Source organism: Stenotrophomonas sp. STEN022, assembly GCF_056760155.1.
Genome location: NZ_JBRREG010000040.1, coordinates 11897 through 37262, shown reverse-complemented (window position 1 = coordinate 37262; position 25366 = coordinate 11897). Strand labels below are relative to the sequence as shown.

Sequence of the window (25366 nt, the reverse complement as noted above, 5' to 3'; positions counted from 1 at the left end):
CTTGGGGCGTCTTCAAGAGCGGCCGGGACTTTGACCCGGCCATGCTGAAAGTGGGTCAAGCCTGCTTCCAGCAGGCTTGACCACGAACATAGGATCTCGGCTCTAGCAAGAGCAGCCAAGAGCTGCCCCCTCCCCAGCCCTCCCCTTTGTCTTCGACAAAAGGGAGGGGGTAAAGCCGACCCCTCCCCAACCCTCCCCTTGGCTTCGCCAAAGGGAGGGAGCTACAGCTGCTGCGACTTTTTGACGCACTGCGACATCCGGTCACATCCGTTCTTAACCAATACAGGACCAGAATCGCCCCAATTAAAGAGTTGCGGAGAAGCGCCCGTGGAAGCGCTGCTGTTGTCCCGGATCCAATTCGGATTCGTCGTCAGTTTTCATGTGCTGTTCCCTGCCTTCACCATCGGCACGGCCAGCTGGTTGGCCTTCGTCGAATGGCGTTGGCTGCGCACCCGCAATCCGGTCTGGCGCGAGTTGTTCTTCTTCTGGCAAAAGATCTTCGCCGTGTCCTTCGGCATGGGCGTGGTCAGCGGCATCGTCATGGCCTTCCAGTTCGGCACCAACTGGCCGCGGCTGAGCGAAGTGGCCGGCACGGTGATCGGGCCGTTGCTGACCTACGAGGTGCTGACCGCGTTCTTCCTGGAGGCGAGTTTCCTCGGCGTGATGCTGTTCGGCTGGGAAAAAGTCTCGCCGCGCCTGCACTTCTTCTCCACCTGCATGGTGGCGTTGGGCACGCTGTTTTCCACCTTCTGGATACTGTCTTCCAACAGTTGGCTGCACACCCCGGCTGGCTACACCCTGGTCGATGGCATCGTGCATCCGCAGGATTGGTGGCAGGTGGTGTTCAACCCCTCATTTCCGTATCGCCTGGCGCATATGGCGCTGGGTTCGTTCATCACCACGTGCTTTGTCATCGGCGGTGTCGGTGCCTGGTATCTGCGCCGCGGCGTGCACGTGGAGGCGGGCCGCAAAATGCTGGTTGCCGCCGTCGCATTCGCCGCGCTGACGGTGCCGGTGCAGATATTCGTCGGCGACATGCACGGTTTGAACACGCTGGAGCATCAGCCGATGAAGATCGCGGCGATGGAGGCGCACTGGCATGAAAGCAAGCCCGGCGAAGGCGTGCCGCTGGTGGTGTTCGCGGTGCCCAATGAAAAGGAAGAGCGCAACGATTACGAAATCGCCATCCCCAAGCTCGGCAGCGTGATCCTGACCCACAGCACGGACGGTACGTTCGCGCCGCTGACCTCGGTGCCGGCCAGCGAGCGGCCGCCGGTGGTGCCGGTGTTCTACGCGTTCCGCATCATGGTCGGGATTGGTTCGTTGATGCTGTTGGTTGCGTGGATCTCGGCCTTCCAATTGTGGCGTGGACGCCTGCTGGAATCGAAGTGGCTGCTGCGCGGCTGGAACTGGATGTTGCCCAGCGGCTTCGTCGCGCTGGTGGCCGGTTGGTTCGTCACCGAAATGGGCCGCCAGCCGTGGGTAGTGTATGGCGTGCTGCGCACCGCTGATGCAGTCGGTACGCAGAGCGTGTGGATGACGGTGTTGTCGTTGGTGGTGTACGTGATCGGCTATCTGTTCGTGTTCGGCTGGGGCATCTGGTATCTGGTCAAGATCATGCGCAGTGGGCCCAAGCCGCATGATCTGCCGCCGCGCGATGACGGCATGCATACCCCGGCGCGGCCGCTGTCCGGCGTCAACGAACCACTGGAGGAGCGCTGACATGGAGATGACAACCTGGCTGCCGGTGGCATGGTTCGCAGTGATTGGCTTCGGCGTGCTGATGTACGTGGTGCTGGATGGCTTCGTGCTCGGCATCGGCATCCTTGCGCCGTTTGCCGAGGACGAGCAGCAGCTCGACGTGATGATGAATACCGCCGCGCCGATCTGGGATGGCAACGAAACCTGGCTGGTGCTCGGCGGTGCCGGGCTGATGGCGGCGTTTCCCAAGGCCTATGCGGTGCTGCTGTCGGGCTTGTATCTGCCGGTGCTGTTGCTGGTGATGGGCCTGGTATTCCGTGGCGTGGCCTTCGAGTTCCGCTTCAAGGCACATCGCTCGCGTGCGCTGTGGAGTGTGTCGTTTGCGATGGGCTCGTTGTTGGCGGCGTTCGCGCAGGGTGTGATCCTTGGCGCTTTGGTGCAGGGCTTGCCGATGCAGGACGGGCACTACAGCGGCGGTGCGTTCGGCTGGTTCAGCCCGTTCTCGATGCTGACCGGCGTCGCGGTGGTCACCGGCTATGCGCTGCTCGGCAGCACCTGGTTGATCCTCAAGACCGAGGGCCGTGAACAGGCGCTGGCGCGCTCGCTGACGCGGCCATTGATGGTTGCGGTGATCGTGTTCATGGGCCTGGTCAGCACCTGGCTGCCGTTCCTGCAGTCGCGGGTGATGGAGCGCTGGTTCAGCGACGGCAACTTCTGGTGGCTGTCGCCGGTGCCGCTGCTTACCCTCGCCGTGGCGGTGGCGCTGTGGCGCAGCGCCATGCATCCACGGCGCGACCTGCCGCCGTTCCTGCTGACCCTGGCGCTGTTCGTGCTCGGCTTCGTCGGCCTGGTGCTGGGCATGTGGCCCTACCTGCTGCCGCCGCACCTGACCCTGTGGCAGGCCGCTGCGCCGGCGTCGTCGCTGGGTTTCAGCATGGTCGGGCTGGTGCTGCTGCTGCCGGTGATCCTTGGCTATACGGTGTGGTCGTACCGCGTTTTCCGCGGCAAGGTAACGGCCGAAACCGGCTATCACTGAAACCGAGTTGATCTGGCCCGGCCGCTGTGCCGGGCCGGGCGTAGTGGAACGCTTCTCAGCCGTGCAGGCCTTCGATTTCCACCAGCAATTCGGCCCGGCAGACTTCGCCGTGCAACACGATGAAGCCGGATTCGGCCAGGCCGCGCTGCTGCAGTTGCAGGCTTACCTCAGCCGCGTCCTGCGGATTGCGCACGTATACCTTGAGCAGCGATTGCTCGCCCAGGTGGGGTGCGAGTTCTGGCCTCTGTTGGCGCGCATGATCGATCAGGCTCTGCAGGTTGGTCAGGGTTTCGTCCAGCTGCATTGCCACCGAGCCGTGGTGTTGCGAGCGGTGGCCGACGATGGCGGCGGTACCTGATTGCAGTAGCGGCAGACCGGTCGTAAGTGGCGGCAGCATCGCACGTGCAAAGCTGGGTGACTGCGGGCCGTATTGGCGCGGATAGGCATAGGCGCTGACCTGACGCGGGTTTTCCAGCGGCGTGCCTGGCTGGCGAGCGGACAGGCAATACACCTGCACCCGACGGCGGCCGTCAAAACAGCCGATGCAGGTGGCGGCGGGCATTGCTGCGTCATTCACCACCTGCAGGCCGCGCACGCGGCCCAGGCAGAAGCGGCGGTAGCGCTCGTTGTCGTCATCGCCTTCGGTGATGGCGTCAAGGTAATTCCAGGTGCGCAGCAACGACGGATAGCCACTGTGCGACAGGAATTCGCTCAGTGCGGCATAGGCCGTGGCCGTCGCGGCCTCGATATCGCCGTCGACTTCGGCGACCTCGATGGACGTGAACAGCAGCTCGGCGTTGCGTGACCATTGCACCGCGCCGCTGTTGCCGTGTTCAGCGGCGCTATCGCCTTGCCAGACCTCGATCCGGTCGTCGCCCTGGATGGCCAATGGCACCCGCAGCCAATGCGGCGCGTCGTGCGGTGCCGACCCGGGGGTGAATCCGAATACCGCCAGGGTGCAGGGGTCGGCCAACGCTGCCGCGGCCTGTTGTGCAGGTAGATAACTGGCGCGAAACGCTGAATGCGGGGTGCCGGGCTGGGCAGCGGTAGCTTGCTGCATGAGGAGGTTGCTGTTGCCCATACCGTGAATCTGCTGCCAATGGCCGGGCGTCATGATAGCTTGCCACGCTTCACGGTCCCAGCAGACGCCGTTTTTGCCGGTGTCGCGGCGTATTCGGGGGAATGCGCCGCTCAGTCAAGCTGGGCTTCACGCTTCATGTAGTTGGATTGCAGTGGTGGCAATGATCGAATTCTCAGTGGCCGGTTGGTCGGCGTGGGCGCCGGACCTGACGACGCCGGAGCAATGGCGGGCCTGGGCTGAGCAGCCTTGGCTGCCGCAGGGCGAGGCTGCGCCAGCGTTGTTGGAGGTGCCGGCGATGCAGCGGCGGCGTATCGAGCGGCTTGGGCGGATGGCGATCCAGGCGGCTTGCTGGTGTGAGCAGGCCGAGGGCGAATCCGACGTTCCGCTGGTGTTTGCCTCCCGCCACGGCGATGTGGCGCGCTCGCTGGCGCTGCTGCAGTCGCTGGTGGGGCAGGAGCCGATGTCGCCGACCGCGTTTGGTCTGTCCGTGCATAACGCGGTTGCAGCGCTGTATTCGATCATGCGTGGCAGCCGCAGCAACTATCTGGCGCTTGCGGCCGGGGCGGCGACGGTGGAGGCAGCCTGCGTGGAGGCGTATGGCCTGCTCGCAGACGGTGCGCCGGAAGTGCGGGTGATTGTCTACGAGGCGCCGTTGCCTGCCCTGTATGCGGGTTTTGCGGATGAGCCCGATGCCGGCTTTGCCTGGTGCTGGCGGCTGCGCCGGGCCGATCAGCCCGGCACCCGGCTCAGTCTGGCCTGGCGGGCTGCCGAGGCGTTGCCCGAGAGGCCACTGTTGCCGCGTGGTTTGGCGGCGCTTGGATTCCTGTTGTCGGAAGATGGCGCCATGATCAATACCGTTGATGGGCAAGACTGGATCTGGACGCGGCATGGCTGAGGCTGGGCGCGCTCTGCTCAATCACGCCTGGCGGGTGTTCGCCACCGGGCTCAGTTTTGCTGCCTTCGGCATTGGCGGTTTGCTGCTGGGTGGTCTGGTGATGCCAGCGCTGCTGCTGATCCGCGACGAGCGGCGCCGGCGCCGGATTGCCCGGCGCTTGGTGCAACTCAGCTTTGCCGGGCATATCGGGCTGATGCGTCGGTTCGGCGTGCTGACCTACGAGATCGTTGGCGCTGAGCGCCTGCAACGACGGGGCTTGCTGGTGCTGGCCAACCACCCGACCCTGATCGATGTGGTGTTCCTGGTGTCGCTGCTGCCCAATGCTGATTGCGTGGTCAAACGCGCAGTGGCCATCAACCCGTTCATGCGCGGGCCGGTGCGTGCGGCTGGCTATATATCCAATGATGACGGCGCCGGGCTGGTAGAGGATTGCATTGCTGCGGTGCAGGCCGGCGGCAGTCTGGTGATCTTCCCTGAAGGCACCCGCAGCGTGCCTGGCCAGCCATTGCGGCTGCAGCGCGGGGCGGCAAATATCGCGGTCAGGGGTGGCCTGGACGTCACTCCGGTGCACATCCGCTGCAGCCCGGCAACCCTTGGTAAGGGGCAGAAATGGTATCTTGTGCCGCCGCGGCGTTTCCACGTTCGAATCGAGGTGGGTGAAGATATTCAGATCCACCCGTTCCTGGTCGATACCCCCACGTCAAAGGGGGATGCGTTGGCCGCGCGTCGCTTTACCGACCACCTCACCCATTATTTCGATCTTGCTGGAGATCCGAACCGTGCAGGCACTTGAGCACGAGATCAAGGAATTGATCATTTCATCGCTGTCACTGGAAGACATCGCGCCGGAGGACATCGATTCCGCCGCGCCGCTGTTCGTTGAAGGACTGGGCCTGGACTCCATCGATGCACTGGAGCTCGGTCTGGCACTGCAGAAAAAGTATGGGGTCAGCCTGTCGGCTGACTCGGAAGAGACCCGCCGCCATTTTTCCAGCGTGCGCGCGCTCAGCGAGTTTGTCGCTGCCCGTCAGTCGTAACCGGGCCAGGAATTGCCATGACCAAGAATGAATTGTTCGACCATATCGTTCGCATTCTCAACGACAGTTTTGAGATTGCGCCGGAGCGGATCAAGCCTGAGGCACGCCTGTACGAAGACCTGGACATCGACAGCATCGATGCGGTGGATCTGATCGTGCAGCTCAAGCCGTTGCTGGGCCGCAATCTGCAGCCGGAGGCCTTCAAGACCGTGCGCACCGTGCAGGACGTGGTTGACGTCGTGCATGGCCTGTTGCCCGATCAAGCTGCCGCCTGACCGGACCGGCAGGGGCCTGGCATGACGCGGTTCCGCGCGCTCGCCTTTGGCCTGTTGACGGTTGCCTATCCGTTGCTGGTGTATCTGGCGATGGGGCGCTTCGAGCCCCGCTGGATGGCCTTGCTGTTGTTTGCGCTGGCCTTGCTGCGGGCGTTGACCAGCCGCCAGCCGCTGTGGATGGTGGCCGCTGCAGGTGCCGGTGTGCTGGCGTTGTTGACCACTCTGCTCAACCAGGCGCTGCCATTGAAGCTTTACCCGTTGCTGGTCAACGTGGTGATGTTGCTGGTGTTTGCTACCAGCCTGCGGTTTGGGCCACCGGTGGTGGAGCGCTTGGCAAGGTTGCAGGAGCCGGACCTGCCGCCCTTTGCGGTGGCCTATACCCGCAAGGTGACCCAGGTCTGGTGCGGTTTTTTTGTTCTCAACGGGGGCCTGGCCCTGGCAACCGCGCTTTGGGCGTCGGACCGGACCTGGGCGCTGTACAACGGATTGTTGGCGTACGTGATGATGGCTGTGTTGTTTGCAGGTGAGTGGCTGGTACGGCGGCGAGTGAAGGCCGCACACGCCCATGTCTGAGTGGATCGCTCTGGACCGGTTGCTGCTGCAGCCGCAGCCGGCGCGTTGTGTCGGCGTGTGCGAGGGCGTGGCGGTTTTCCACGCTGCATTCCGTCAGCAGGTAATGGCGTGGCAGCAGGCATTTGCAGCCGCGCCCGGCCGCGATTGGGCGCTGTACTTTGATGAGGCGCTGCCGTTCGCGGCAGCCTTGTTTGGTGCCTGGCATGCCGGCAAGCGCGTGTTTCTGGCCGCCGACAACCTGCCGGCCAGCCTCGCTGAACTGCAGTCGCGGGTAAGTGGCTTTGCCGGTGACGTCGATCCGGCGCATGCGCCGTTGGCCGCAGTGGCTGCGCCTGCCGACCTTGCATTGGAACCCCTGGATGAACGTGCCTGCGAGCTGGTGGTATTCACCTCCGGCAGCACCGGCGAGCCCAGCGCGATCAGCAAGCGGCTGGATCAGCTGGCGCGCGAAGTGGACGCCTTGCAGGCCGCTTTTGGCGCCGAGCTGGAAGGTGCCCAGGTTCACGGCACGGTCTCGCATCAGCATATCTACGGGCTGTTGTTCCGGGTGCTGTGGCCACTGGCTGCAGGACGCGCAATCCAGCCGCGCCGTTTCTTCCATGAAGACCTGATCAAGGTGCTGGGTGCTGCTGACAGCGTGCTGGTGGCAACGCCTGCACACCTGAAGCGACTGCCCGAGCAATTGGATTGGGCCGCGCTGCACGGGCGGCTGCGCGCCGTGTTTTCCTCCGGCGGCCCGTTGCCGGCCGATGCAGCGCCGCAGGTGCGGCAGTTGTTGGGCGTGGCGCCGACCGAGGTCTATGGCAGCAGCGAGACCGGCGGCGTCGCCTGGCGTCGTTGGCACGATGCGGCGCCGACCTGGCAGCCGCTGCCGGGCGTGCAGTGGCGGATCGAGGATGGCTGCCTGATGGTGGCTTCGGCGCATCTGCCGACGACGGATTGGTGGCAGACCCAGGATCGCGTCGAAGCCTTGGCCGAAGGCCGCTTCCGCCTGCTCGGCCGTGCCGACCGCATCGTCAAGATCGAAGAGCGGCGGGTATCGCTGGATGCACTGGAGCGCGCGCTGCGCGCCGATCCGCAGGTCGAGGATGCGCGGGTACTGGTACTGCCGGGTGCACGCGAGCAACTTGCAGCGGTGGTGGTGCCGACGGATGCGGCGCTGGTTGCTGCCGACGATGCCGCCCGTCGTGCATTCCAGCAGCATCTGGCAGCGGTATTGGCGCGCAGCCATGATGCGGTGACACGCCCGCGCCGTTGGCGTTTGCTCAATGCCTTGCCGCTCAATGCACAGGGCAAGGTTACCCATGCTGCCTTGGCCGCACTGTTCCAGCCGCTGATGCCGACGCCGCGTTGGCTTGAGCGCTCACCCAGCACTGCAGTTGCCGAGCTGGCGTTGGACCCCGCATTGCGGGTGTTCGAAGGACACTTTCCGCAGGCGCGGATTCTGCCCGGGGTTGCTCAGTTGGATTGGGCCATCCGCTATGGCCGACAGGTATTCAACATGCCACCGCGCTTCGAGCGTATGGATGCGGTCAAGTTCCAACATGTAGCGCGGCCGGGACAGCTGCTGTCGCTGCAGTTGGACTGGGACGCCGCACGCGGCGTGCTGGCCTTCCGCTACAGCTCCGAGCATGGCGTGCATGCCAGCGGCAAGGTGGTATTTGCCGATGCGTGATGCACTGCAGGCCGAGGACGCCTTCGCGGCGCTGGTGGTGATTCCCGTATACGACCACGAGCAGGCGATAGCCGCGGTAGTCGACGGCGTGCGTGCTGCCGGCCTGCCGTGTCTGCTGGTGGATGATGGTTCGCACCCGGCCTGTGCGCAGGTACTGCGTGGCCTGGCTGAGCAGGCCGACGTGGATCTGCTGCGCCTGGCGCAGAATCAAGGCAAGGGCGGTGCCATGTTGGCCGGCTTTGCCGAGGCGGCGCGGTTGGGCTACAGCCACGTGGTGCAGATCGATGCGGATGGGCAGCACGACACCGGCGACCTGCCGCGCTTCGTGGCCTTGTCGCAGACACAGCCGAAGGCAGTGATCTGCGGCGTACCGGTGTATGACGAGAGCGTGCCCAAGGCGCGCCTGTACGGACGCTACCTCACCCATGTGTGGGTATGGATCAATACCTTGTCGTTGCACCTGCGCGATTCGATGTGCGGCTTCCGGGTTTACCCGTTGCCGCCGGTAGTACGGCTTGCCGCCGAGGAAACCATCGGCAGGCGCATGGACTTTGACAGCGAGATCCTGGTGCGCCTGTTCTGGCGGCAGCTGCCGGTGATCCATCTGCCTACGCGTGTTACCTATCCCAGCGACGGCGTGTCGCACTTCGATGTGTGGCGCGACAACCTGCGCATCAGCCGCATGCATACGCGGCTGTTCTTCGGCATGGTGCGGCGCAGCCCGCGCCTGCTTTGGCGGCGGCTGCAGGGGGCGCAATAATGGCCGCCAACAACGCGCCGCATTGGGCTGATATCGGCGAGTCCACCTCGGTGGCCGGCGTGTTGTTCCTGTGCTGGGTGCATCGTTGGTTCGGGCGCTGGCCGTTCCGTCTCTGCGTCTGGCCGGTGGTGCTGTGTCACTGGCTGGGCAATGGGGTAGGGCGGCGTGCGTCGTTGCAGTATCTGCAGCGGCTGCAGGCGCATACCGGCGCGCTTGGACGGGCACCGCGTCGGCGTGACAGTCTCCGCCATTTTTTCTGCTTCGCCGATACCTTGCTGGACAAGATGCTTGGCCTGGGCGGTCGTTACCCGGCCGAGCGCATCGAGCTGCAGCGCGACCTGATGCTGGACAGGATCGCCCGCCGCGAAGGTGGCCTGCTGCTCACCGCGCATATCGGTTGCCTGGAACTGTGCCAGGTATTGGCCGAGCAGGTGCCCGGCTTCCGCATCACCGTGCTGGTGCATACCGCGCACGCGCAACGCTTCAACCGTTTGCTGCAGCGGCTGGATCCGCTGGCGCAGGTGGAGTTGATGCAGGTGACTTCGATGGGCCCGGACACCGCACTGGAACTGAGCCGCCGTGTCGCCGAGGGCGGCTTTGTCGCCATCGTTGGTGATCGCGTGCCGGTGCAGGGCGGGCGCACGGTGATGGCGGATTTCCTCGGCCACCGCGCGCCGTTCCCGATCGGTGCCTATGCACTGGCCGCCGCGCTGGGCTGCCCTGTATACACCATGGCCTGCCTGCACCAGGGGCAGGGCTACCGCGTGGTGTTTGAACATTTCAGTGATCGCATCGTGTTGCCGCGTGGCTCGCGTGATGCGGCGCTGGCCGGCCAGGCGCAGGCATTTGCCTGTTGGCTGGAGCGGCAACTCATCCAGTCGCCGATGGACTGGTTCAACTTCTTCCCCTTCTGGGACCAAGCCCCCCATGCAGAATAAGCAAGCTCCCGCGTGCCGCTTCGGCGACGCACCGTTGACCATCGAAGACGTGGTCGCGCTGGCGCAGCGCAAGCGCGCCGCGCTGCTCAGTGACGAGGCCGGTTTCCGTGGTCGCATCCAGCAGGGGGCGGACTTTCTTGATCGCCTGCTGCGCGAGGACGGCGTCGTCTACGGCGTGACCACCGGTTACGGCGATTCCTGCACGGTCAATATTCCGCCGGCACTGGTCGCCGAATTGCCGCACCATCTGTACACCTATCACGGCTGTGGCCTGGGCCGTTATCTGGACCCGGTTGAGACGCGCGCGGTGTTGGCTGCGCGGCTTGCCTCGCTGGTACGTGGCATGTCCGGCGTCAGCCTGCCGCTGCTGGAAGGGCTGACCAGCCTGCTGCAGCACGACGTGCTGCCGATGATTCCGGCCGAGGGCTCGGTCGGCGCAAGTGGTGACCTGACCCCGCTGTCGTATGTGGCGGCGGTGCTGTGCGGTGAGCGCGAGGTGTTCTACCAGGGACGCGTGCAGAGCGCGGCGGACGCCTTGGCGGATATCGGCATGACGCCTTTGCGGCTGCGCCCCAAGGAAGGTCTGGCGATCATGAACGGCACTGCGGTGATGACCGGTCTGGCCTGCCTGGCCTGGCAGCGTGCCGACTACCTGTCGCGCCTGGCCACGCGGCTGACCGCGTTCAATGTGTTGGCCAGTGACGGCAACGCGCATCACTTCGATGAAACCCTGTTTGCCGCCAAGCCGCATCCGGGGCAGATGCGCATCGCCGCGCGCCTGCGCGAGGACCTGCACAGCGAACGCCCGCCGCGCAATGCCGAGCGCCTGCAGGATCGCTACTCGCTGCGTTGCGCACCGCACGTGATCGGCGTGCTGGAAGACACGCTGCCATTCCTGCGCCAGCTGATCGAAACCGAGCTGAACAGCGCCAATGACAATCCGCTGATCGACGCCGAAGGCGAACGCATCCTGCACGGTGGCCACTTCTACGGCGGCCACATCGCGCTGGCGATGGACACGCTGAAGAACACCGTCGCCAATCTCGCCGACCTGCTCGACCGGCAGCTCGCGCTGCTGGTGGATGCACGCTACAACCACGGCCTGCCGGCCAATCTGTCGGCCGCCACCGGCCCGCGTGCGGCCATCAACCACGGCCTGAAGGCGCTGCAGATCAGCGTCTCGGCCTGGACCGCCGAAGCGCTCAAGCAGACCATGCCGGCCTCGGTGTTCTCGCGTTCCACCGAATGCCATAACCAGGACAAGGTCAGCATGGGCACCATCGCCGCGCGCGACTGCCTGCGCGTGATCGAGCTGGCTGAACAGGTGGTGGCGGCGATGCTGATCGCAGCTCGCCAGGGCCTGGCCCTGCGTGAAAGGGTTGGCATGAACGCGCAGCTGCATGGCAGTCTGGCCGATATGTACGGCGACCTCGGGCAACGCATCGCCCTGGTCGAAGAAGACCGCGCGCTGGATGGCGAACTGCGGAAACTGCTGGAGGAGATCCGCGCGCAGCGTTGGGAGTTGTATGTCGACCGTTGAGCTTGTAGCCGAGATCGAGCTGTCACCGGCCTTCCATGATTGCGATCCAATGCATGTGGTCTGGCACGGCAATTACTTCAAGTATTTCGAGATCGCGCGCTGTGCGTTGTTGCAGCGCTACGACTACGACTACCCGCAGATGCTGGAATCGGGCTATCTATGGCCGGTGGTGGATGCGCGGGTCAAATACATCCGTCCGCTGCTGTACCAGCAGGCCTTGCGGGTGCGTGCGCAGATCAGCGAGTGGGAGAACCGCTTGAAGATCGACTATCAGATCCATGATGCCGCTGATGGGCAGCTGCTGACCCGCGCCCACACCATCCAGGTGGCAGTGGACGCCGCCAGCAAGGAAATGCTGTACCAAAGCCCGCCGGTATTGTGGGAGCGACTGGGAGTGCCGGCACCATGATCAGGCGTCTGTTTGCATATCCGCGTGTTGCCTTGTGCGCACTGCTGCTGGTGCTGGCGCCGATCAGCCATGCCGCCGATGCGGCGGTGGACGCGATCACCCAGTCGGTGGCGCGTCCGGATGTGCTGCGTGGCCAGTTCACCCAGGACAAGCAGGTCAGCGGCTTCAAGAATCCGCTGCGCTCGCAGGGGCAGTTCGTGGTGGCGCGGCAGCACGGCGTGATCTGGACCACGCAGCGCCCGTTCCCGTCGGAAGTCGTGGTTACTGCAGATCGCATCCTCAGCCGTCAGCGTGATGGGACCAACCGGGTGGAACTGGATGCGCGTCAGCAGCCGGCAATGCGCTCGGTCAACGCGATCATGTTCGCGCTGATGAGTGGCGATGTGCAGGCCTTGTCCAGCCAGTTCAACATCAAGGCGCAGCGCGAAGGCCAGGGCTGGCGGCTGCAGTTGACGCCGAAGTCGTCGATGTTGGCCAAGGCCTTCCAGTCGTTGTCGTTGCGGGGTGACCGTTATGTGCGCCAGGTGGAGATCATCGAGGCCAACCAGGACCGCACCCTGATCCAGTTCAGCGCTTTGACCGAGGCGCCGGCCACGCTCAGTGCCGACGAGGCACGCCGTTTTGACTGAACCGCACGTGGCAGCATCCGGGCGCCTGCGGCGTTGGTGGCATTGGTTGGGCCTGGCCTGGCTGCTGTTGCTGATTGGCCTGGGCGTGCAGCAATGGCAGCTGTGGAGCTCGCAGTCGCGCATTGACACCGACATCCTGGCCTTGCTGCCGCAGGATGCGCACGACCGCCTGTTGTCCGACGTCACCCGCCGCATCGCCGATGGCAGTGCGCGGCAGGTGGTGGTGTTGCTGGGTAGCGCGGACAGTGAAGCGACCAAGCGCGCACAGGACGCATTCGCCGGCAGTATGGCCAATGACGCCGACAGTGGCCTGCTGCAGCCCAGCGGCTCGATTGAGGGTTGGTTCGAGCAGGCGCGCGACTTCTACGCACCTTGGCGCGACCGCCTGCTCACCGCCGAGCAACGCCAGCAATTGCAGCAGGCCGATCCGGCGTTGCTGGGCGAGCAGGCATTGGCCAGCCTGTACGGGCCGATGGGCGCGCCGCGCCTGACCGAGTGGCGGCAGGACCCGCTGTCGCTGTGGCCGCAGTGGTGGCAGCAGCAGGCGCGTGGCTCCGGCCTGCAGCTGGGCGAGGACGGCCTGCTCGAAGCCGAAGGCCGGCATTGGGCCGTGCTGCAGTTTGAAACCCGTGATTCGGCCTTCCAGCTCGACGGCGAGCGCCATCTTGATGCACTGCTGAAGCGCGCCGGCAACGCCGCACGCGGCGCGGCACCGGACCTGGAAATCCTGCATGCCGGCGTGCCCTTGCATGCCGAAGCCGCGGCATCACAGGCCAACCGCGAGATCAACACCATTGGCTGGGGATCGCTGGCCGCGGTGTTGCTGCTGGTGTGGCTGGCGTTCCGCTCGTTGCGGCCGATCCTGCTGGTCGCTGCTTCCCTGCTGATCGGCTGCGGCGTGGCCTTGGCGGTCACCGTGCTGGTGTTCGGCAAGGTGCATGTACTGACGCTGGTGTTCGGTGCATCGCTGGTGGGCGTGGCCGAGGACTACGGCATCCACTGGTTTGCCTCGCGCCAGGCCGAACCGGCCGAACGGCGTTGGAAGCTGCTGCGGCATCTGCTGCCCGGCTTGTGTCTGGCCTTGCTGACCAGCGCGCTGGCCTATGTGGCATTGGGGCTGGCGCCGTTCCCCGGCCTGCGGCAGATGGCGGTGTTCTCGGTGGTGGGGCTGGCAGCAGCGTTTGCCACGGTGATCTTCTGGTTCCCGTACCTGGACGGTGGCCAGATCGCGCCCACCCGTTTCTCGCAGTGGCTGGGCAACACGTTGGAGCGCTGGCCGCGCCTGCACAGCGGCCGGCAGATGCTGCTGGTGACGATTGCGGTGCTGCTGTTGTCGGGCATCGGCATCGCACGCCTGCAGACCGACGATGACCTGCGCAGCCTGCAGTCGTCGCCGCCACAGCTGATGGCCGAGCAGATCCGCCTCAGTCAGCTGCTGGGCATGCCCAGCCCGGCCCAGTTCTATCTGGTGCAGGGTGCCGACGCGGCGCAGCTGCTGCAGCGCGAGGAAGCGCTGACCGCAAAGCTGCGCGCATTGGCTGATGCCGGGAAAATCGGCGGCTACCGTGCGATCAGCGATTGGCTGCCGTCGCCGGCACGCCAGCAGACGGATGCGGCGCTGACCGGTGCTGCCGAACCGCAGGTGCTGGCGATGGTCTCGGAGGCGGTTGGCGAGCCTTTGGCGCGGCCTGCATTCTCGTCGGCACCATTGACCGCCGAAGCCTTCCTGGCCTCGCCGGCATCGCAGCCGTTCCGTCACCTGTGGGTTGGCCAGTTGGGTGAACAGGTGGCCAGCGTGGTGATGGTGGATGACCTGTCGCGTGCCGATGCGCTGACCACCCTGGGCGATGCCGCCAAGGGTCTGGAGGGCGTGCGCTGGGTCGATCGCACAGCAGACTTCTCACGCCTGCTTGGCCACTACCGCAAGCTGATGGGCGGCATGTTGCTGGTCGGTATCGCGCTGGTGTTCGGCGCGTTGCTGCTGCGCTACAAGCGCAACGCGTGGCGAGTATTCGCGCCGACCTTGTTGGCGGGCGTGTTGACCCTGGGCCTGCTGGGTCTGTTCGGGCAGCCGCTGCAGCTGTTCAACATGCTGGCACTGATGTTGCTGCTGGGCATGGGCATCGACTACGGCATTTTCCTGGTCGAGCACCGCGGCGATGCCAGTGCGTGGTTGGCGGTGTGCGTGGGCGCGGCCAGTACCTGGCTGTCATTCGGCCTGCTGGGCTTGTCGGCGACGCCGGCGTTGCGCGCATTCGGTTTGACCCTGTTGTTCGGCATCGGCCTGGTCTGGCTGATCTCGCCGTTGTTCCGGCCGCCGCCGCATGCAGTGGCGGAAGATTGATCTTCAACGTGTAACTGGACTCTCAAGGACGCATCGATGGCACCCAACGTGGAACGTACTGAAATCCTGATCATCGGCGCTGGCCCGGCCGGTTCGGTCGCTGCGGCGATGCTGCGCAAGCAGGGCCGCCAGGTGTTGATGATCGAGCGCCAGCAGTTCCCGCGCTTCTCCATCGGCGAGAGCCTGCTGCCGCAGAGCATGGAATACATCGAGGCGGCAGGACTGCTGCAGGATGTGGTGGAAGCTGGCTTCCAGTACAAGAACGGCGCGGCCTTCGTGCATGGCGAAGCGCGTACCGCGTTCGATTTCCGCAACAAGTTCTCGCCGGGCTGGGGTACTACCTACCAGGTCCAGCGCGCCGATTTCGACAATGTGCTGGCGCGTGGCGCCGAGCGCATGGGCACCACTCTCCGGTTCGGCGATGAAGTGCTGGCAGTGGAGCCGGGCGAGCAGCCGGCGGTGACCGTGCGCCGCCCGGATGGCAGCGAGTACCGCATCGAGGCCGACTTCATTCTGGATGCCTCGGGTTTTGCACGCTTGCTACCGCGCCTGCTGCAGCTGGAGTCGCCGTCCAACTTCCCGGTACGCGGTGCGATCTTCTGCCACGTGCGCGATCACATCCCGGTGGATGCGGACTTTGACCGCAACAAGATCCTGATCACGACCCATCCCGAGCATATCGACGTCTGGTATTGGACGATTCCGTTCTCCAATGGCTGCTGCTCGCTGGGCGTGGTGGCCGAGCCCTCGTTCTTCGAGCGCTACCAAGGCGAAGACCTGCAGAAGCTGCAGGCCATCGTCAGCGAAGACCCCAACCTGAGTCGCCTGCTGGCCAATGCCGAGTGGGCAGTGCTGCCGGTACGTCGAATCACCGGTTATTCGGCCAATGTCAGCTCGCTGCATGGCCCGGGCTATGCCTTGCTGGGCAATGCCGGCGAATTCCTCGATCCGGTGTTTTCCTCCGGCGTCACCATCGCCTTCAAGTCGGCGCAGCTGGCCAGTGAATGTCTTGCGCGTCGCTACGCCGGTGAAGCCGTGGACTGGGAAGCCGAGTTCTCGGTGCCACTGCGTGCCGGCGTCAAGACCTTCCGCCGCTTCGTCGAGGCGTGGTACCAGGGCGGCTTCCAGAAGATCATCTACCACCCCGATCAGCAGCCGGAGATCCGCGGCATGATCTGCTCGATCCTGGCCGGCTATGCCTGGGATACCAAGAATCCCTACGTGGCCGATGAGAGTGGGCGACGCATGCGCGTGCTGGAGGAACTGTGCGGCGCCTGATCACCAGTCTTGTCATCTGCTTGTTGCTGGCAGCGTGCGCGGGCCGCATGCCCAAGCCGCTGGTTGAGCTGCCGACGCTGCGCTTGTCGCCAGCCAGCCTGCCGGCGCCGTTGGCGATGCAGCAGCAGCTGCAGTTCCGCTTCGGCAGCCACGAGCGTGAGCTCGATGCGCTGTTGGAGGCTGATGCACAGCAGCTGCAGCTTGCCGTGCAGGCGATGGGCCGCACCGGTGTGCGGCTGCGCTGGGATGGCGAACATCTGCAGCAGGAGCGCGCGCCATGGCTACCGCCGCAGGTGCGTGCCGAGCGCGTGCTGGATGACCTGCAGTTCGCGCTGTGGCCTACCGCGGCGATTGCCGCGGCATTGCCCAGTGGCTGGTCGGTGCTCGACGACGGTGTGCGCAGACAACTGCGCCAGGGCGACACGACCTGGCTGGAGTTGCAGCGCGGTGCCGATGGCACGCTGCTGCTGGACAATCGTGCCGAAGGCTATTCGTTGCAGATCCAATCGGTAGACATGCAGGTGCAGCAACCATGAGTGCGGTGTATTTGAACGAGCTGGGTGTGATCTGCGCATTGGGCGCGGATCGGGCACAGATCGCGCAGGCCTTGTTCCAGCCGCAGCTGGCTGGCTCGGCGCTGAGCGACACGGTGATTCCCGGGCGTTCGCTGGTGGTGGGCGCGGTGCAGTCGGTGCTGCCGTCGTTGCAGGATCTGCCGGTGGCGCTGCATGGGCGCAACAATGCGCTGTTGTTGGCTGCCCTGCAGCAGATCGAGCCAGCCGCGCGCGCGGCGATTGCCCGTTACGGCAGCGAGCGCGTGGCGGTGGTGATGGGTACCAGCACCTCGGGCATCGGTGAATCCGAAGAGGCGCTGGCCAGCTACAACGCCAGCGGTGAGTGGCCGCCGCAGTTTGATTACGCGCAGCAGGAGATGGGCACGGCGGCGCGCTTCGTGCGCAGCTACCTGGGCATCAATGGCCCGGCATGGGTGCTGTCCACGGCCTGCTCGTCCAGTGCCAAGGCCTTGATGTCGGCAGCGCGGTTGCTGGGTAGTGGGGTGGTGGATGCAGTGATTGCCGGCGGCGCGGATTCGCTGTGCCGGTTCACCGTTGCCGGCTTCAGTGCGTTGGAGTCGGTGTCGGCGGCGCGCTGCAATCCGCTCTCGCGCAATCGCTGCGGCATCAATATCGGTGAAGGTGCGGGGGTGTTCCTGATGACCCGCGAGCCGGGACCGGTGCAGCTGTCGGGTTGGGGGGAAACCTCCGACGCGCACCACATGTCGGCACCGGAACCGAGTGGGCAGGGCGCGGCCCTGGCGATGCGTCAGGCCTTGCAGCGTGCGGGCTGGGAGCCGGGGTCGGTCGACTACATCAACCTGCATGGCACCGCGACCCAGCACAACGATGCGATGGAGAGCGTGGCCGTGGCTGATACCTTCGGCATCGGTGTGCCATGCAGTTCCACCAAGCCGCTCACCGGGCACACGCTGGGTGCGTCAGGCGTGATTGAAGCCGCATTGTGCTGGATCACCCTGGCCGAGAACCCCGGGCAGCAGCTGCCGCCACATTGGTGGGATGGTGAGGCCGATGGTGCACTGCCGGCGCTGGCCGTGGTGACGCCGGGGACGCGCGCCGCAACACCACCGCAGCGGGTGCTGAGCAGCTCGTTCGCGTTTGGCGGCAGCAATGCGGTGTTGGCCATGGAGAAAGTCGCACATGGCTGAGTGCTACGCCATCGAGGAAGTCGTGCCGCACCGCGACGGCATGTGTTTGTTGGACCGTGTGCTGCGCTGGGACGACGAGACCATCCAGGCCGAGCTGGTGGTGCCCTACGAAGGCCTGTTCGTCGAAGACGGCGGGGTGCCGGCATGGCTAGGCATCGAGTACATGGCGCAGGCCATCGCGGCCTGGGCGGGCTGCCGCGCGCGTCGCGCCGGGCGCGAGCCGAACATCGGCTTCCTGTTGGGCAGCCGGCGATACACCAGCACGCGCGATGTCTTCCCCAGCGGCACCCGCCTGCGCATTGATGCGCGCTGCGAGCTGCTGGCGGACAATGGGCTGGGGATGTTTGCCTGCAGCTTGCAGGCAGGCGATGAACAATGGGCCGTGGCCAATGTGTCGGTGTTCGAGCCGGCCGATGCGATGGCGTATCTGGAGAGTGGAGAGGCATGACAGAGAATCTGAGCGTACTGGTCACCGGGGCCAGTCGTGGTATCGGGCGGGCAATCGCGCTGCGTATCGCGCGTGATGGTTTTGCCGTGGTGGTGCATTGCCGCAGCCGTGTCGAGGAGGCGCAGGCGGTGGTCGCGCAGATCCAGGCGGCAGGTGGGCAGGCGCGCGTGCTGGCGTTCGATGTTGCCGATCGCGCTGCGGCGCGTGCGGTACTGGAAGCCGATGTACAGCAAAACGGCGCCTACTACGGCGTGGTCTGCAATGCCGGTATTGCCCGCGATGGCGCCTTCCCGGCGTTGAGTGAGGACGACTGGGACCAGGTCATACACACCAATCTGGATGGCTTCTACAACGTGTTGCATCCGCTGATCATGCCGATGGTGCGGCGGCGCAAGCCGGGCCGTATCGTCACCTTGTCGTCCGTGTCAGGTGTGGCTGGCAATCGCGGTCAGGTCAATTACAGCGCATCCAAGGCCGGCATCATCGGTGCAACCAAGGCATTGGCACTGGAACTGGCCAGCCGTGGCATCACCGTCAACTGCGTCGCACCGGGGCTGATTGAAACCGAGATGCTCAACGAAGAAGTGGTCGAACACGCATTGAAGTTGATTCCTGCCGGACGGGTCGGCAAGCCGGACGAAGTGGCCGCCACGGTCGCGTTCTTATTGTCCGAGCCGGCCGCGTACATCACCCGGCAGGTGATTTCGGTCAACGGAGGAATGGTCTGATGGCGTACCAGGATCGTCGTGTCGTGGTTACCGGTGCGGCCGCACTGAGCCCGTTGGGCCACGACTGGCCCAGCATCCGCGCCCATCTCGGCTCGTACCGCAATGCGGTGCAACAGATGCCGCAGTGGGATATCTATGCCGGCCTCAACACCAAGCTGGCCGCACCGGCGCAGCCGTTCGAACTGCCATCCAATTACAACCGCAAGACCACCCGTTCGATGGGGCGGGTTGCGGTGATGGCGGTGCGCGCCACGGAGATGGCGCTGGAGCAGGCCGGCCTGCTTGGCCACCCGGTGCTGCGCAGCGGGATGGCCGGCGTCGCCTACGGTTCCTCGTCCGGTTGCCACGATGCGACCGGTGAGTTCGGGCGCATGCTGCATGAGCTGACCACCGAAGGCATCAGTGCGACAACCTACCTGAAGATGATGAGCCACACCGCGCCGGTCAATATCGGCGTGTTCTTCGGGTTGTGCGGCCGCGTCTACACCACCTCCAGCGCCTGCACCTCGGGCAGCCAGGGCGTCGGTTCGGCCTATGAGGCAATCCGCTCGGGCAAGCAGACAGTGATGCTGGGCGGTGGCTCCGAGCAGTTGGATGCGACTGCGGCGGCGGTGTTCGATACCTTGTTCGCGACCAGCGTGCGCAACGATGCGCCGAAGACCACACCCAGTCCGTTCGACGCGCACCGCGATGGTCTGGTGCTGGGCGAGGGTGCCTGCACCCTGGTGCTGGAAGAACTGGAACACGCACAGGCACGCGGTGCCAATATCCTGGCCGAGGTGGTGGGCTACGGCACCAACAGCGACGGTCAGCACGTCACCCAGCCCAGCGCGGACACAATGGCCCAGGCAATGCGCCTGGCGTTGCAGGATGCCGGCCTGGATGCGGCGCAGATCGGCTACCTCAATGCCCACGGCACCGCCACCGATCACGGTGATATCGCCGAAACCCAGGCCACCGAACAGGTGTTCGGCAACACGCTGCCGATCAGCTCGCTGAAGAGCTATGTCGGCCACATGCTCGGCGCCTGCGGCGCGTTCGAGGCCTGGCTGACCATGGAAATGATGCGCGAAGGCTGGTTCGCGCCGACCTTGAACCTGAGCCAGATCGACCCACGCTGCGGCGAGCTGGACTACATCGCCGGTGAAGGACGCCTGCTGCAGACCGAATATGCAATGAGCAACAACTTCGCATTTGGCGGCATCAACACCTCGTTGATTTTCCGCCGCTGGCAGGCCTGACCCGGTTATCACCACACTCAAAGGAAAGAGATATGCGTCGTTTCAGCCTCATCGCCACTGCCACGTTGCTGGCGTTCTCCAGCAGTGTTTTTGCACGCGACACCCGCCTGGAACAGTCGCTGGCAGATCTGCTCAGCTCGCAGCAGGCGCGCGATGCCGGCATCGATGGCAGCGTGCGCTTCTACCTGGCGGGCCAGCCGGTGACGGTGCTGGAGCGGCTGGGCCAGGATGTGAGCAACCGCAAGACCAACGCCGCCAACAAGAGCGACGAGGAAGCCTGCCGCTGGGTCGCGTTGTCGACGCTGCTGGCATTGCAGGACGGCGCGAAGGCGCGCGGTGCCAATGCCGTGGTCGATATCGTCAGCTTCTACAAGAGCAACGAGTTCCGCAGCGCCACCAACTATGAGTGCTATGCCGGCGCCATCCTGGCGGGTGTTGCGTTGAAGGGTACCTACGCCAAGGTGCCCTGAGGGTTTTCAGGGCGGTGGCGGTTGATCGCCACCGCCAGCTGGGCCGGGTTGCCAATCCTCGGCATGATCGTTGGCCCAGCGTTTCCAGGCCTTGGGTCATAGCTGTGCAAATCCACAGCAGCGGCCGGCTGCATGAACACGCCGCCGTCATCGTGCAGATTTCGCCTTTGACTGGCCACGCCTGTCGCGCGTTCGCGGAAGGCTTTGCCGGTGATGCGCCTGCGCCCGGCGCTTCGATCCCGCATTCAGCACGGCACTGCGGCGCCGGCAATCTGTCGCCAGCGAATCCAGCAATCTGCAGATCCAGGGCGCTCTCAACAAAATCTTGATGTGAATGAACGTATAAAAGGCCGAGAACGGCCGTGATCGTTGGCTGCGCGCCTTTCAACAGCGCCAGATTTCCGACACAATCTCTGACTCTCAATGCAGGGCAAAGCCCGCTGGCATGCAAGCTTACGTCTATAAAAGCCAACGCAAGCAGGACACCTACGTGTACCTCGCCAAGCGTGATAATTTCGAAGTGATCCCGGCTGTGCTGGGCAACACCTTGGCCCCTTATACCTTCGTGCTGGAGGTGGCGCTGACCCCTGAACGCCGCCTGGCCCAGGCTGACGTCGCGCTGGTGCGCGCCAACCTGGCCGAGCGCGGTTTCCATCTGCAGGCACCGCCGTTGCCCTTGGCACCGGTGAAGATCGCCCGCATCGACGGTCGCGATGACTGAAGCATTGCGTAGCCGCGTAGTTGCCGCCGCGCTGGGCCTGGGGGTGTTGCTGACCCTGGCCACGGCGTTCGGTGGCGTGGCTGCGGCTGTGTGTGGCGTGCTGGCGCAGCCCGCCTTCGCCTTGGCAGTGTCATGGTGGCGGCGTACCCGCAGCGTGGCCCCGTCGCTGGCCGTATTCAAACGCGAGCTACCCGGCCTGTTGGGGCTTTGGGCCGGCGGTGCGGCGGTGGTTGCGGTATTGGTGTCCTGGCCGCTGGCGGCGCTGCATGACAGCGGCAGCCTGGCGGCGGTGTTGGCATTGAGCATCGCGGTCAGCGTGGCGTTGTTGGCGTTGTGGCGCACCTGGCCGCTGTGGCAGGCGATGGAGCGCGAGGACAGCTCGTTGCGCGCGCAATGGCAGGCCTTGAGTGGCCGCAGCCTGGATTCCTGGCATGGCTTGGGTGCCGCAGCCGTGCTGTTGCTGTTGTGCGCGGCCATCGTCGCCGCAGCCTGGCCGGGCCTGGTTGGCAGCGGCCTGCGTTGGCCGTTGGCCATCGCCACCGCGATTGCTGCTCCCTTGCTGCATCACCTGCTGCAGTCGATGCGCAGCGCACCGGTTGCCGGCGCTGGCAAGGCTGGCGACGTGCAACAGCCCGCCTTCGACCCGTTTGCCGAGGCGCTGGCCGAGCCGGCACCGCTGGAGCCCATCGCCCAGCACGAGCTGGTACCGCAGCTGTATGACGCTGCCCGCGGCGGCCGCATCGATCGCGCCCTGCAGCTGTTGGATGCCGGTGCCGATCCACATGCGCCGGCCCCGGCCGAGTCGCGTGACCAGCGCAGCCTGGCGGTGTTGGCAGCAGTGCTGCCGGATCTGCGCCTGCTGCGTGCGCTGATCAGCCGGGGCGTCGACGTCAACCAGGCGCATAAAGGCATGACCCCGTTGCTGGCGGCTACCCGCGACAGCTGGCACGGTCGCCCGGAAGCGGTGATGACCCTGCTAGCCAACGGTGCCGATCCGCGTACGCCCGATGCCGATGGCAATACGCCGCTGCACCATGCCGCGCGCAGTTCCGATCCGGGCGTCGCGGCGCTGCTGCGCGATGCAGCTGCCGAGATCGATGCCCTCAACAATGATGGTCACAGCCCGCTGGCGGTGGCCTGCCAGGCCGGCAACTGGCGGCTGGGCAAGTTCCTGCTGGAGCGCGGCGCCAAGGTCGAACCGACCGATGGTGTACCGGTGCTGGTGCAGGCGGCAGCTACCGATGACGATGACCCGGCCGGCGTGCAGCTGCTGCTCAAGCACAAGGCGCGGCTGGATGCGCGCGACCGTCAGCGCCGCAGCGCCCTGCACGAAGCCGCATTGGCCGGCCACGTGGATATCGTTGAAACCCTGCTCAATGCTGGTGCCAACGTGGAGCCGCGTGATGCCGCCGGGCGCACGCCGTGGCTGGACGCCGCCTCGCAGGGCAACGCCGCGGTGTTGGAGCGCCTGTTGGCGCACAAGCCTGACGTGCATGCCGTCGATGGCGAAGGCAGCAATGCCTTGCTGCTGGCCAGCCGCGCCGAACACGTATCGGCGGCGCTGATCCGCCGCCTGCTGGACCTGGGCATTGCCGCCGATGTGGTCGGCAGCGATGGCCGTCGTGCCATCGAGCACGCCGCCGCCGCAGGCCGCTGGAGCATCGTCTCGCTGCTCGACCCGAGCTATCCGCTGCCGGCCGCTGTCAGTGATGCAGCCGCCAGCAATGCCGAGGGCGCTGATGGCGACGCAGTGCCGGTACTTAACGACCGCGCGCCACTGGCCTTGCTGCGCGAGGCGCTGGTATTCGGCAACGTCGATGGCATGGCGCCCTTGGCCAAGCTGTGTGCGGCCGATGAGCTGGGTGGCCTGCTGCACGATCCGGAACTGGCGTTGCAGCCGCGCGTGGTCGATTGGCTGCTGGCGCACGATGCCGCGCCGGAAATGCTCGACGCCTGTGGCGATACACCGATGTTCGCGCTGCTGTCGCGCGGCGTCGATGCGATCCCGACCCTGCAGGTATTGCTGCAGCGTGGTGTGTCGCCGGCCGGTCGCGGTGGCTTGACCCGCTTCCTCGCCGCCTGCGCCCAGCACGACCACGGCGCACGCAGCACCGAACAGTTCGCGTTGGAGCTGCTGGAGTGTGGTGCTGATCCGTTTGCCGCTTCGCCGGCCGGTGATCCGGCGCTGTCGCTGGCAGTACGCCTGGGCTGGCTGAAGTTGCAGCAACACCTGCTGCTCAATGGTGTCGACCGCGAGGCGCGCGACAGCCATGGCATGACCGCATTGCATCTGGCCACTGCCCTGGCACGCGAGTCCGCGCTCAAGCAGCTGGTGCTGCAGGGCGCATCGCCGGATGCACGCGCCGCTGACGGACAGACGCCGTTGGGCGTTGCGCTGTCCAGCGGTCGCCGCGACCTGGCTGATCTGCTGGACTGGCGCGGCTGGCAGCTGCCGCTGCGCGCGCTGCGGGATGCCGACGTCGCCTCGGCGGCGATGGCCGGCGATGCCGACGCGGTACGGCGCCTGCTCAATCTTGGTTTTGCCGTCGATGCTGTCGATGCGCAGGGCTGCACCGGCCTGCTGCGTGCGGCCGGCGGCGGCCATGCGGCAGTGGTGGACCTGCTGCTGTCGCGCAGCGCCGACCCGCAGCACGCCGCTGCCAGTGGCGCCACGCCGTTGTCAGCAGCGGTGAGCATGCGCCAGACCACGATCGTGGCCGCTCTGCTGAATGCTGGCGCCAAGCTTGAACATCGTCTGCCTGGCGGCGTCACCGTATTGATGCTGGCTGCTGCCTTGGGCCTGCCGGATATCGTCGCGCGCCTGCTCACCGCCGGCGCCGACGTGCATGCCGGCGATGACCAGCAGTTGGCACCGCTGCATTGCGCCGCGCTGTACGGTTTCACCTCGCGTGATCGCACGCGCCTGCTGGCCTTGCTGGACACCTTGCTGCTGGCCGGTGCCGAACCGGACCAGGCCTCGGCGGGCACGGTAACGCCGCTGCTGCTGCTGCTCGGCGCGCGCGCCGAACCGGGCACCGCCTGCGACGAGAGCGTGGTGCTGGCCGCGGTGGATCGCATGCTCGACGAGGACGTCTCGCTGGATGTACGCGACCCGCGCGGTTTTGGCCCGTTGCACCTGGCTGCGCTGCACGGCCTGCCGCAACTGGTGCTGCGCCTGCTGCGCGCCGGTGCCGATCCGGAGATGCGTGACGCGATCAACCGTACCCCGCGCGACATCGCCATCATGCGTGGCTTCATCGACGTCGCCGGCGAGTTCGAGCCGGCGGTACCTGGGGTATCTTCGATGGCCCGCTTCCTGCGCGATCACAGCTGATTGCTGCAGCACTCATGACAAGGGCGCCGAAGGGCGCCCTTGTTGCATCAAAACCGGCAGGAAGACTTACCTGCCCGCGCCCGGCGGTACCCAGATCGCCACGCCGGCGGCGCGCTTCTGCTGGGTGGGGATGCCGACGCTGAGGCCGCCAGCGGTGTGGCGGCCATAGCTGCCCGCGCCTACCGACATGCCGACCGGCGAGCCGCCGGAGCCCACGCCCATCAGGATCACGCCGTTGGCACCGAGTGCAGCGGCCTCGCGCTTGAGCCGGGCAATGGCGGCATCGGTCTGGCCCTGGGTGCCGAAGCCGACCGCGCTGGAGCTTTCGAGCTGGGCGATCTCAACCGAGCCGGCCGGCGGTGTGGAATAGATCTGCACGCTGGCAGGGTCCACCGGTGCGCGGGCCTGGCCCAGCATGACCTTGGAGGTACTGGCGCAGCCGCCTACGGCCAAGGCAACGCCAAGCGAAAGTGCGATAGCGAGCGGAAGTTTCATGGTTTCACTCCCCGGTGATCGGTAATTGCGGATGA

25 protein-coding genes are annotated in these 25366 nt (G+C 65.7%); 23 read left to right on the top strand and 2 right to left on the bottom strand.

The window, feature by feature from the left end:
• Nucleotides 1-327 precede the first annotated feature (327 nt).
• On the top strand, nucleotides 328-1722 hold the full coding sequence (locus tag ACVOMF_RS10375; RefSeq protein ID WP_481509208.1) for a cytochrome ubiquinol oxidase subunit I: 1395 nt from the start codon (nucleotides 328-330) through the stop codon (nucleotides 1720-1722).
• Between the two features lies 1 nt (nucleotide 1723).
• Nucleotides 1724-2737: a cytochrome d ubiquinol oxidase subunit II gene (gene cydB / locus ACVOMF_RS10370; RefSeq protein WP_481509207.1), complete on the top strand. Its 1014-nt coding sequence runs from the start codon at nucleotides 1724-1726 to the stop codon at nucleotides 2735-2737.
• A gap of 55 nt (nucleotides 2738-2792) precedes the next feature.
• On the opposite strand, the gene ACVOMF_RS10365 is transcribed toward cydB, so the two are convergent.
• A complete protein-coding gene (locus ACVOMF_RS10365; RefSeq protein WP_481509206.1) occupies nucleotides 2793-3797 on the bottom strand; it encodes a chorismate transformation FkbO/Hyg5 family protein in 1005 nt (334 codons plus the stop codon).
• A 181-nt stretch (nucleotides 3798-3978) separates the two neighbouring features.
• Between ACVOMF_RS10365 and ACVOMF_RS10360 the strand changes: the two genes are divergently transcribed.
• The 21 genes from ACVOMF_RS10360 to ACVOMF_RS10260 all read left to right on the top strand — a co-directional run bounded on the left by ACVOMF_RS10360 (nucleotide 3979) and on the right by ACVOMF_RS10260 (nucleotide 24836).
• Nucleotides 3979-4713 carry a beta-ketoacyl synthase chain length factor gene (locus ACVOMF_RS10360; RefSeq protein ID WP_481509205.1) on the top strand — a complete coding sequence of 245 codons (735 nt, stop codon included), beginning with the start codon at nucleotides 3979-3981 and terminating at the stop codon, nucleotides 4711-4713.
• Entirely contained in the window at nucleotides 4706-5506 is an 801-nt protein-coding gene (locus ACVOMF_RS10355) for a lysophospholipid acyltransferase family protein (RefSeq protein WP_481509204.1), read from the top strand. Before ACVOMF_RS10360 ends, ACVOMF_RS10355 begins: the two co-directional genes overlap by 8 nt.
• Entirely contained in the window at nucleotides 5493-5750 is a 258-nt protein-coding gene (locus tag ACVOMF_RS10350; protein WP_282271712.1) for a phosphopantetheine-binding protein, read from the top strand. The genes ACVOMF_RS10355 and ACVOMF_RS10350 overlap by 14 nt, the downstream gene beginning before the upstream one ends.
• A gap of 17 nt (nucleotides 5751-5767) precedes the next feature.
• Nucleotides 5768-6025, top strand: a complete 258-nt coding sequence (locus tag ACVOMF_RS10345) for an acyl carrier protein (protein ID WP_481509203.1) — start codon at nucleotides 5768-5770, stop codon at nucleotides 6023-6025.
• A 21-nt stretch (nucleotides 6026-6046) separates the two neighbouring features.
• On the top strand, nucleotides 6047-6598 hold the full coding sequence (locus ACVOMF_RS10340; RefSeq protein ID WP_481509202.1) for a COG4648 family protein: 552 nt from the start codon (nucleotides 6047-6049) through the stop codon (nucleotides 6596-6598).
• On the top strand, nucleotides 6591-8273 hold the full coding sequence (locus tag ACVOMF_RS10335) for an ApeI family dehydratase (protein ID WP_481509201.1): 1683 nt from the start codon (nucleotides 6591-6593) through the stop codon (nucleotides 8271-8273). Before ACVOMF_RS10340 ends, ACVOMF_RS10335 begins: the two co-directional genes overlap by 8 nt.
• Nucleotides 8266-9033, top strand: a complete 768-nt coding sequence (locus ACVOMF_RS10330; protein ID WP_481509200.1) for a glycosyltransferase family 2 protein — start codon at nucleotides 8266-8268, stop codon at nucleotides 9031-9033. The genes ACVOMF_RS10335 and ACVOMF_RS10330 overlap by 8 nt, the downstream gene beginning before the upstream one ends.
• A complete protein-coding gene (locus ACVOMF_RS10325; RefSeq protein ID WP_481509209.1) occupies nucleotides 9030-9971 on the top strand; it encodes an LpxL/LpxP family acyltransferase in 942 nt (313 codons plus the stop codon). Before ACVOMF_RS10330 ends, ACVOMF_RS10325 begins: the two co-directional genes overlap by 4 nt.
• Nucleotides 9961-11511, top strand: a complete 1551-nt coding sequence (locus ACVOMF_RS10320; protein WP_481509199.1) for an HAL/PAL/TAL family ammonia-lyase — start codon at nucleotides 9961-9963, stop codon at nucleotides 11509-11511. The genes ACVOMF_RS10325 and ACVOMF_RS10320 overlap by 11 nt, the downstream gene beginning before the upstream one ends.
• Nucleotides 11498-11920 carry an acyl-CoA thioesterase gene (locus ACVOMF_RS10315; protein WP_481509198.1) on the top strand — a complete coding sequence of 141 codons (423 nt, stop codon included), beginning with the start codon at nucleotides 11498-11500 and terminating at the stop codon, nucleotides 11918-11920. The genes ACVOMF_RS10320 and ACVOMF_RS10315 overlap by 14 nt, the downstream gene beginning before the upstream one ends.
• The gene (locus ACVOMF_RS10310; protein WP_481509197.1) at nucleotides 11917-12549 is read left to right on the top strand and encodes an outer membrane lipoprotein carrier protein LolA; all 633 of its coding nucleotides are present in this window, start codon (nucleotides 11917-11919) and stop codon (nucleotides 12547-12549) included. Before ACVOMF_RS10315 ends, ACVOMF_RS10310 begins: the two co-directional genes overlap by 4 nt.
• A complete protein-coding gene (locus tag ACVOMF_RS10305; RefSeq protein WP_481509196.1) occupies nucleotides 12521-14893 on the top strand; it encodes an MMPL family transporter in 2373 nt (790 codons plus the stop codon). Before ACVOMF_RS10310 ends, ACVOMF_RS10305 begins: the two co-directional genes overlap by 29 nt.
• A gap of 36 nt (nucleotides 14894-14929) precedes the next feature.
• Nucleotides 14930-16171, top strand: coding sequence for an NAD(P)/FAD-dependent oxidoreductase (locus tag ACVOMF_RS10300; RefSeq protein WP_481509195.1), 1242 nt, complete (start codon nucleotides 14930-14932; stop codon nucleotides 16169-16171).
• Nucleotides 16159-16707, top strand: a complete 549-nt coding sequence (locus ACVOMF_RS10295; RefSeq protein ID WP_481509194.1) for a DUF3261 domain-containing protein — start codon at nucleotides 16159-16161, stop codon at nucleotides 16705-16707. Before ACVOMF_RS10300 ends, ACVOMF_RS10295 begins: the two co-directional genes overlap by 13 nt.
• The gene (locus ACVOMF_RS10290; protein ID WP_481509193.1) at nucleotides 16704-17894 is read left to right on the top strand and encodes a beta-ketoacyl-[acyl-carrier-protein] synthase family protein; all 1191 of its coding nucleotides are present in this window, start codon (nucleotides 16704-16706) and stop codon (nucleotides 17892-17894) included. The genes ACVOMF_RS10295 and ACVOMF_RS10290 overlap by 4 nt, the downstream gene beginning before the upstream one ends.
• Complete coding sequence (locus ACVOMF_RS10285) at nucleotides 17887-18342, top strand: hotdog family protein (protein ID WP_481509192.1); 456 nt, start codon at nucleotides 17887-17889, stop codon at nucleotides 18340-18342. The genes ACVOMF_RS10290 and ACVOMF_RS10285 overlap by 8 nt, the downstream gene beginning before the upstream one ends.
• A complete protein-coding gene (locus tag ACVOMF_RS10280; RefSeq protein ID WP_481509191.1) occupies nucleotides 18339-19070 on the top strand; it encodes a 3-ketoacyl-ACP reductase FabG2 in 732 nt (243 codons plus the stop codon). The genes ACVOMF_RS10285 and ACVOMF_RS10280 overlap by 4 nt, the downstream gene beginning before the upstream one ends.
• Nucleotides 19070-20311, top strand: a complete 1242-nt coding sequence (locus ACVOMF_RS10275; RefSeq protein ID WP_481509190.1) for a beta-ketoacyl-ACP synthase — start codon at nucleotides 19070-19072, stop codon at nucleotides 20309-20311. The genes ACVOMF_RS10280 and ACVOMF_RS10275 overlap by 1 nt, the downstream gene beginning before the upstream one ends.
• Nucleotides 20312-20343: 32 nt before the next feature.
• On the top strand, nucleotides 20344-20781 hold the full coding sequence (locus ACVOMF_RS10270; protein WP_481509189.1) for an excinuclease ATPase subunit: 438 nt from the start codon (nucleotides 20344-20346) through the stop codon (nucleotides 20779-20781).
• A 445-nt stretch (nucleotides 20782-21226) separates the two neighbouring features.
• Nucleotides 21227-21502, top strand: coding sequence for a YcgL domain-containing protein (locus ACVOMF_RS10265; RefSeq protein ID WP_481509188.1), 276 nt, complete (start codon nucleotides 21227-21229; stop codon nucleotides 21500-21502).
• Nucleotides 21495-24836, top strand: coding sequence for an ankyrin repeat domain-containing protein (locus ACVOMF_RS10260; protein WP_481509187.1), 3342 nt, complete (start codon nucleotides 21495-21497; stop codon nucleotides 24834-24836). Before ACVOMF_RS10265 ends, ACVOMF_RS10260 begins: the two co-directional genes overlap by 8 nt.
• Before the next feature lie 66 nt (nucleotides 24837-24902).
• Here ACVOMF_RS10260 and ACVOMF_RS10255 read toward each other — a convergent pair whose 3' ends face one another.
• On the bottom strand, nucleotides 24903-25331 hold the full coding sequence (locus ACVOMF_RS10255) for a hypothetical protein (RefSeq protein ID WP_296248354.1): 429 nt from the start codon (nucleotides 25329-25331) through the stop codon (nucleotides 24903-24905).
• Nucleotides 25332-25366 lie beyond the last annotated feature (35 nt).

Excerpts from the sequence above, each read along its gene's own strand:
- ACVOMF_RS10345 (WP_481509203.1), top strand. The coding sequence starts at position 5,768 with ATGACCAAGAATGAATTGTTCGACCATATCGTTCGCATTCTCAACGAC.
- ACVOMF_RS10300 (WP_481509195.1), top strand. The coding sequence starts at position 14,930 with ATGGCACCCAACGTGGAACGTACTGAAATCCTGATCATCGGCGCTGGC.
- ACVOMF_RS10315 (WP_481509198.1), top strand. The coding sequence starts at position 11,498 with ATGTCGACCGTTGAGCTTGTAGCCGAGATCGAGCTGTCACCGGCCTTC.
- ACVOMF_RS10355 (WP_481509204.1), top strand. The coding sequence starts at position 4,706 with ATGGCTGAGGCTGGGCGCGCTCTGCTCAATCACGCCTGGCGGGTGTTC.
- ACVOMF_RS10270 (WP_481509189.1), top strand. The coding sequence starts at position 20,344 with ATGCGTCGTTTCAGCCTCATCGCCACTGCCACGTTGCTGGCGTTCTCC.
- ACVOMF_RS10360 (WP_481509205.1), top strand. The coding sequence starts at position 3,979 with ATGATCGAATTCTCAGTGGCCGGTTGGTCGGCGTGGGCGCCGGACCTG.
- ACVOMF_RS10365 (WP_481509206.1), bottom strand. The coding sequence starts at position 3,797 with ATGCAGCAAGCTACCGCTGCCCAGCCCGGCACCCCGCATTCAGCGTTT.
- ACVOMF_RS10290 (WP_481509193.1), top strand. The coding sequence starts at position 16,704 with ATGAGTGCGGTGTATTTGAACGAGCTGGGTGTGATCTGCGCATTGGGC.
- ACVOMF_RS10340 (WP_481509202.1), top strand. The coding sequence starts at position 6,047 with ATGACGCGGTTCCGCGCGCTCGCCTTTGGCCTGTTGACGGTTGCCTAT.
- ACVOMF_RS10280 (WP_481509191.1), top strand. The coding sequence starts at position 18,339 with ATGACAGAGAATCTGAGCGTACTGGTCACCGGGGCCAGTCGTGGTATC.
- ACVOMF_RS10330 (WP_481509200.1), top strand. The coding sequence starts at position 8,266 with ATGCGTGATGCACTGCAGGCCGAGGACGCCTTCGCGGCGCTGGTGGTG.
- ACVOMF_RS10260 (WP_481509187.1), top strand. The coding sequence starts at position 21,495 with ATGACTGAAGCATTGCGTAGCCGCGTAGTTGCCGCCGCGCTGGGCCTG.
- ACVOMF_RS10320 (WP_481509199.1), top strand. The coding sequence starts at position 9,961 with ATGCAGAATAAGCAAGCTCCCGCGTGCCGCTTCGGCGACGCACCGTTG.
- ACVOMF_RS10310 (WP_481509197.1), top strand. The coding sequence starts at position 11,917 with ATGATCAGGCGTCTGTTTGCATATCCGCGTGTTGCCTTGTGCGCACTG.
- ACVOMF_RS10335 (WP_481509201.1), top strand. The coding sequence starts at position 6,591 with ATGTCTGAGTGGATCGCTCTGGACCGGTTGCTGCTGCAGCCGCAGCCG.
- ACVOMF_RS10285 (WP_481509192.1), top strand. The coding sequence starts at position 17,887 with ATGGCTGAGTGCTACGCCATCGAGGAAGTCGTGCCGCACCGCGACGGC.
- ACVOMF_RS10265 (WP_481509188.1), top strand. The coding sequence starts at position 21,227 with ATGCAAGCTTACGTCTATAAAAGCCAACGCAAGCAGGACACCTACGTG.
- ACVOMF_RS10275 (WP_481509190.1), top strand. The coding sequence starts at position 19,070 with ATGGCGTACCAGGATCGTCGTGTCGTGGTTACCGGTGCGGCCGCACTG.
- cydB (WP_481509207.1), top strand. The coding sequence starts at position 1,724 with ATGGAGATGACAACCTGGCTGCCGGTGGCATGGTTCGCAGTGATTGGC.
- ACVOMF_RS10255 (WP_296248354.1), bottom strand. The coding sequence starts at position 25,331 with ATGAAACTTCCGCTCGCTATCGCACTTTCGCTTGGCGTTGCCTTGGCC.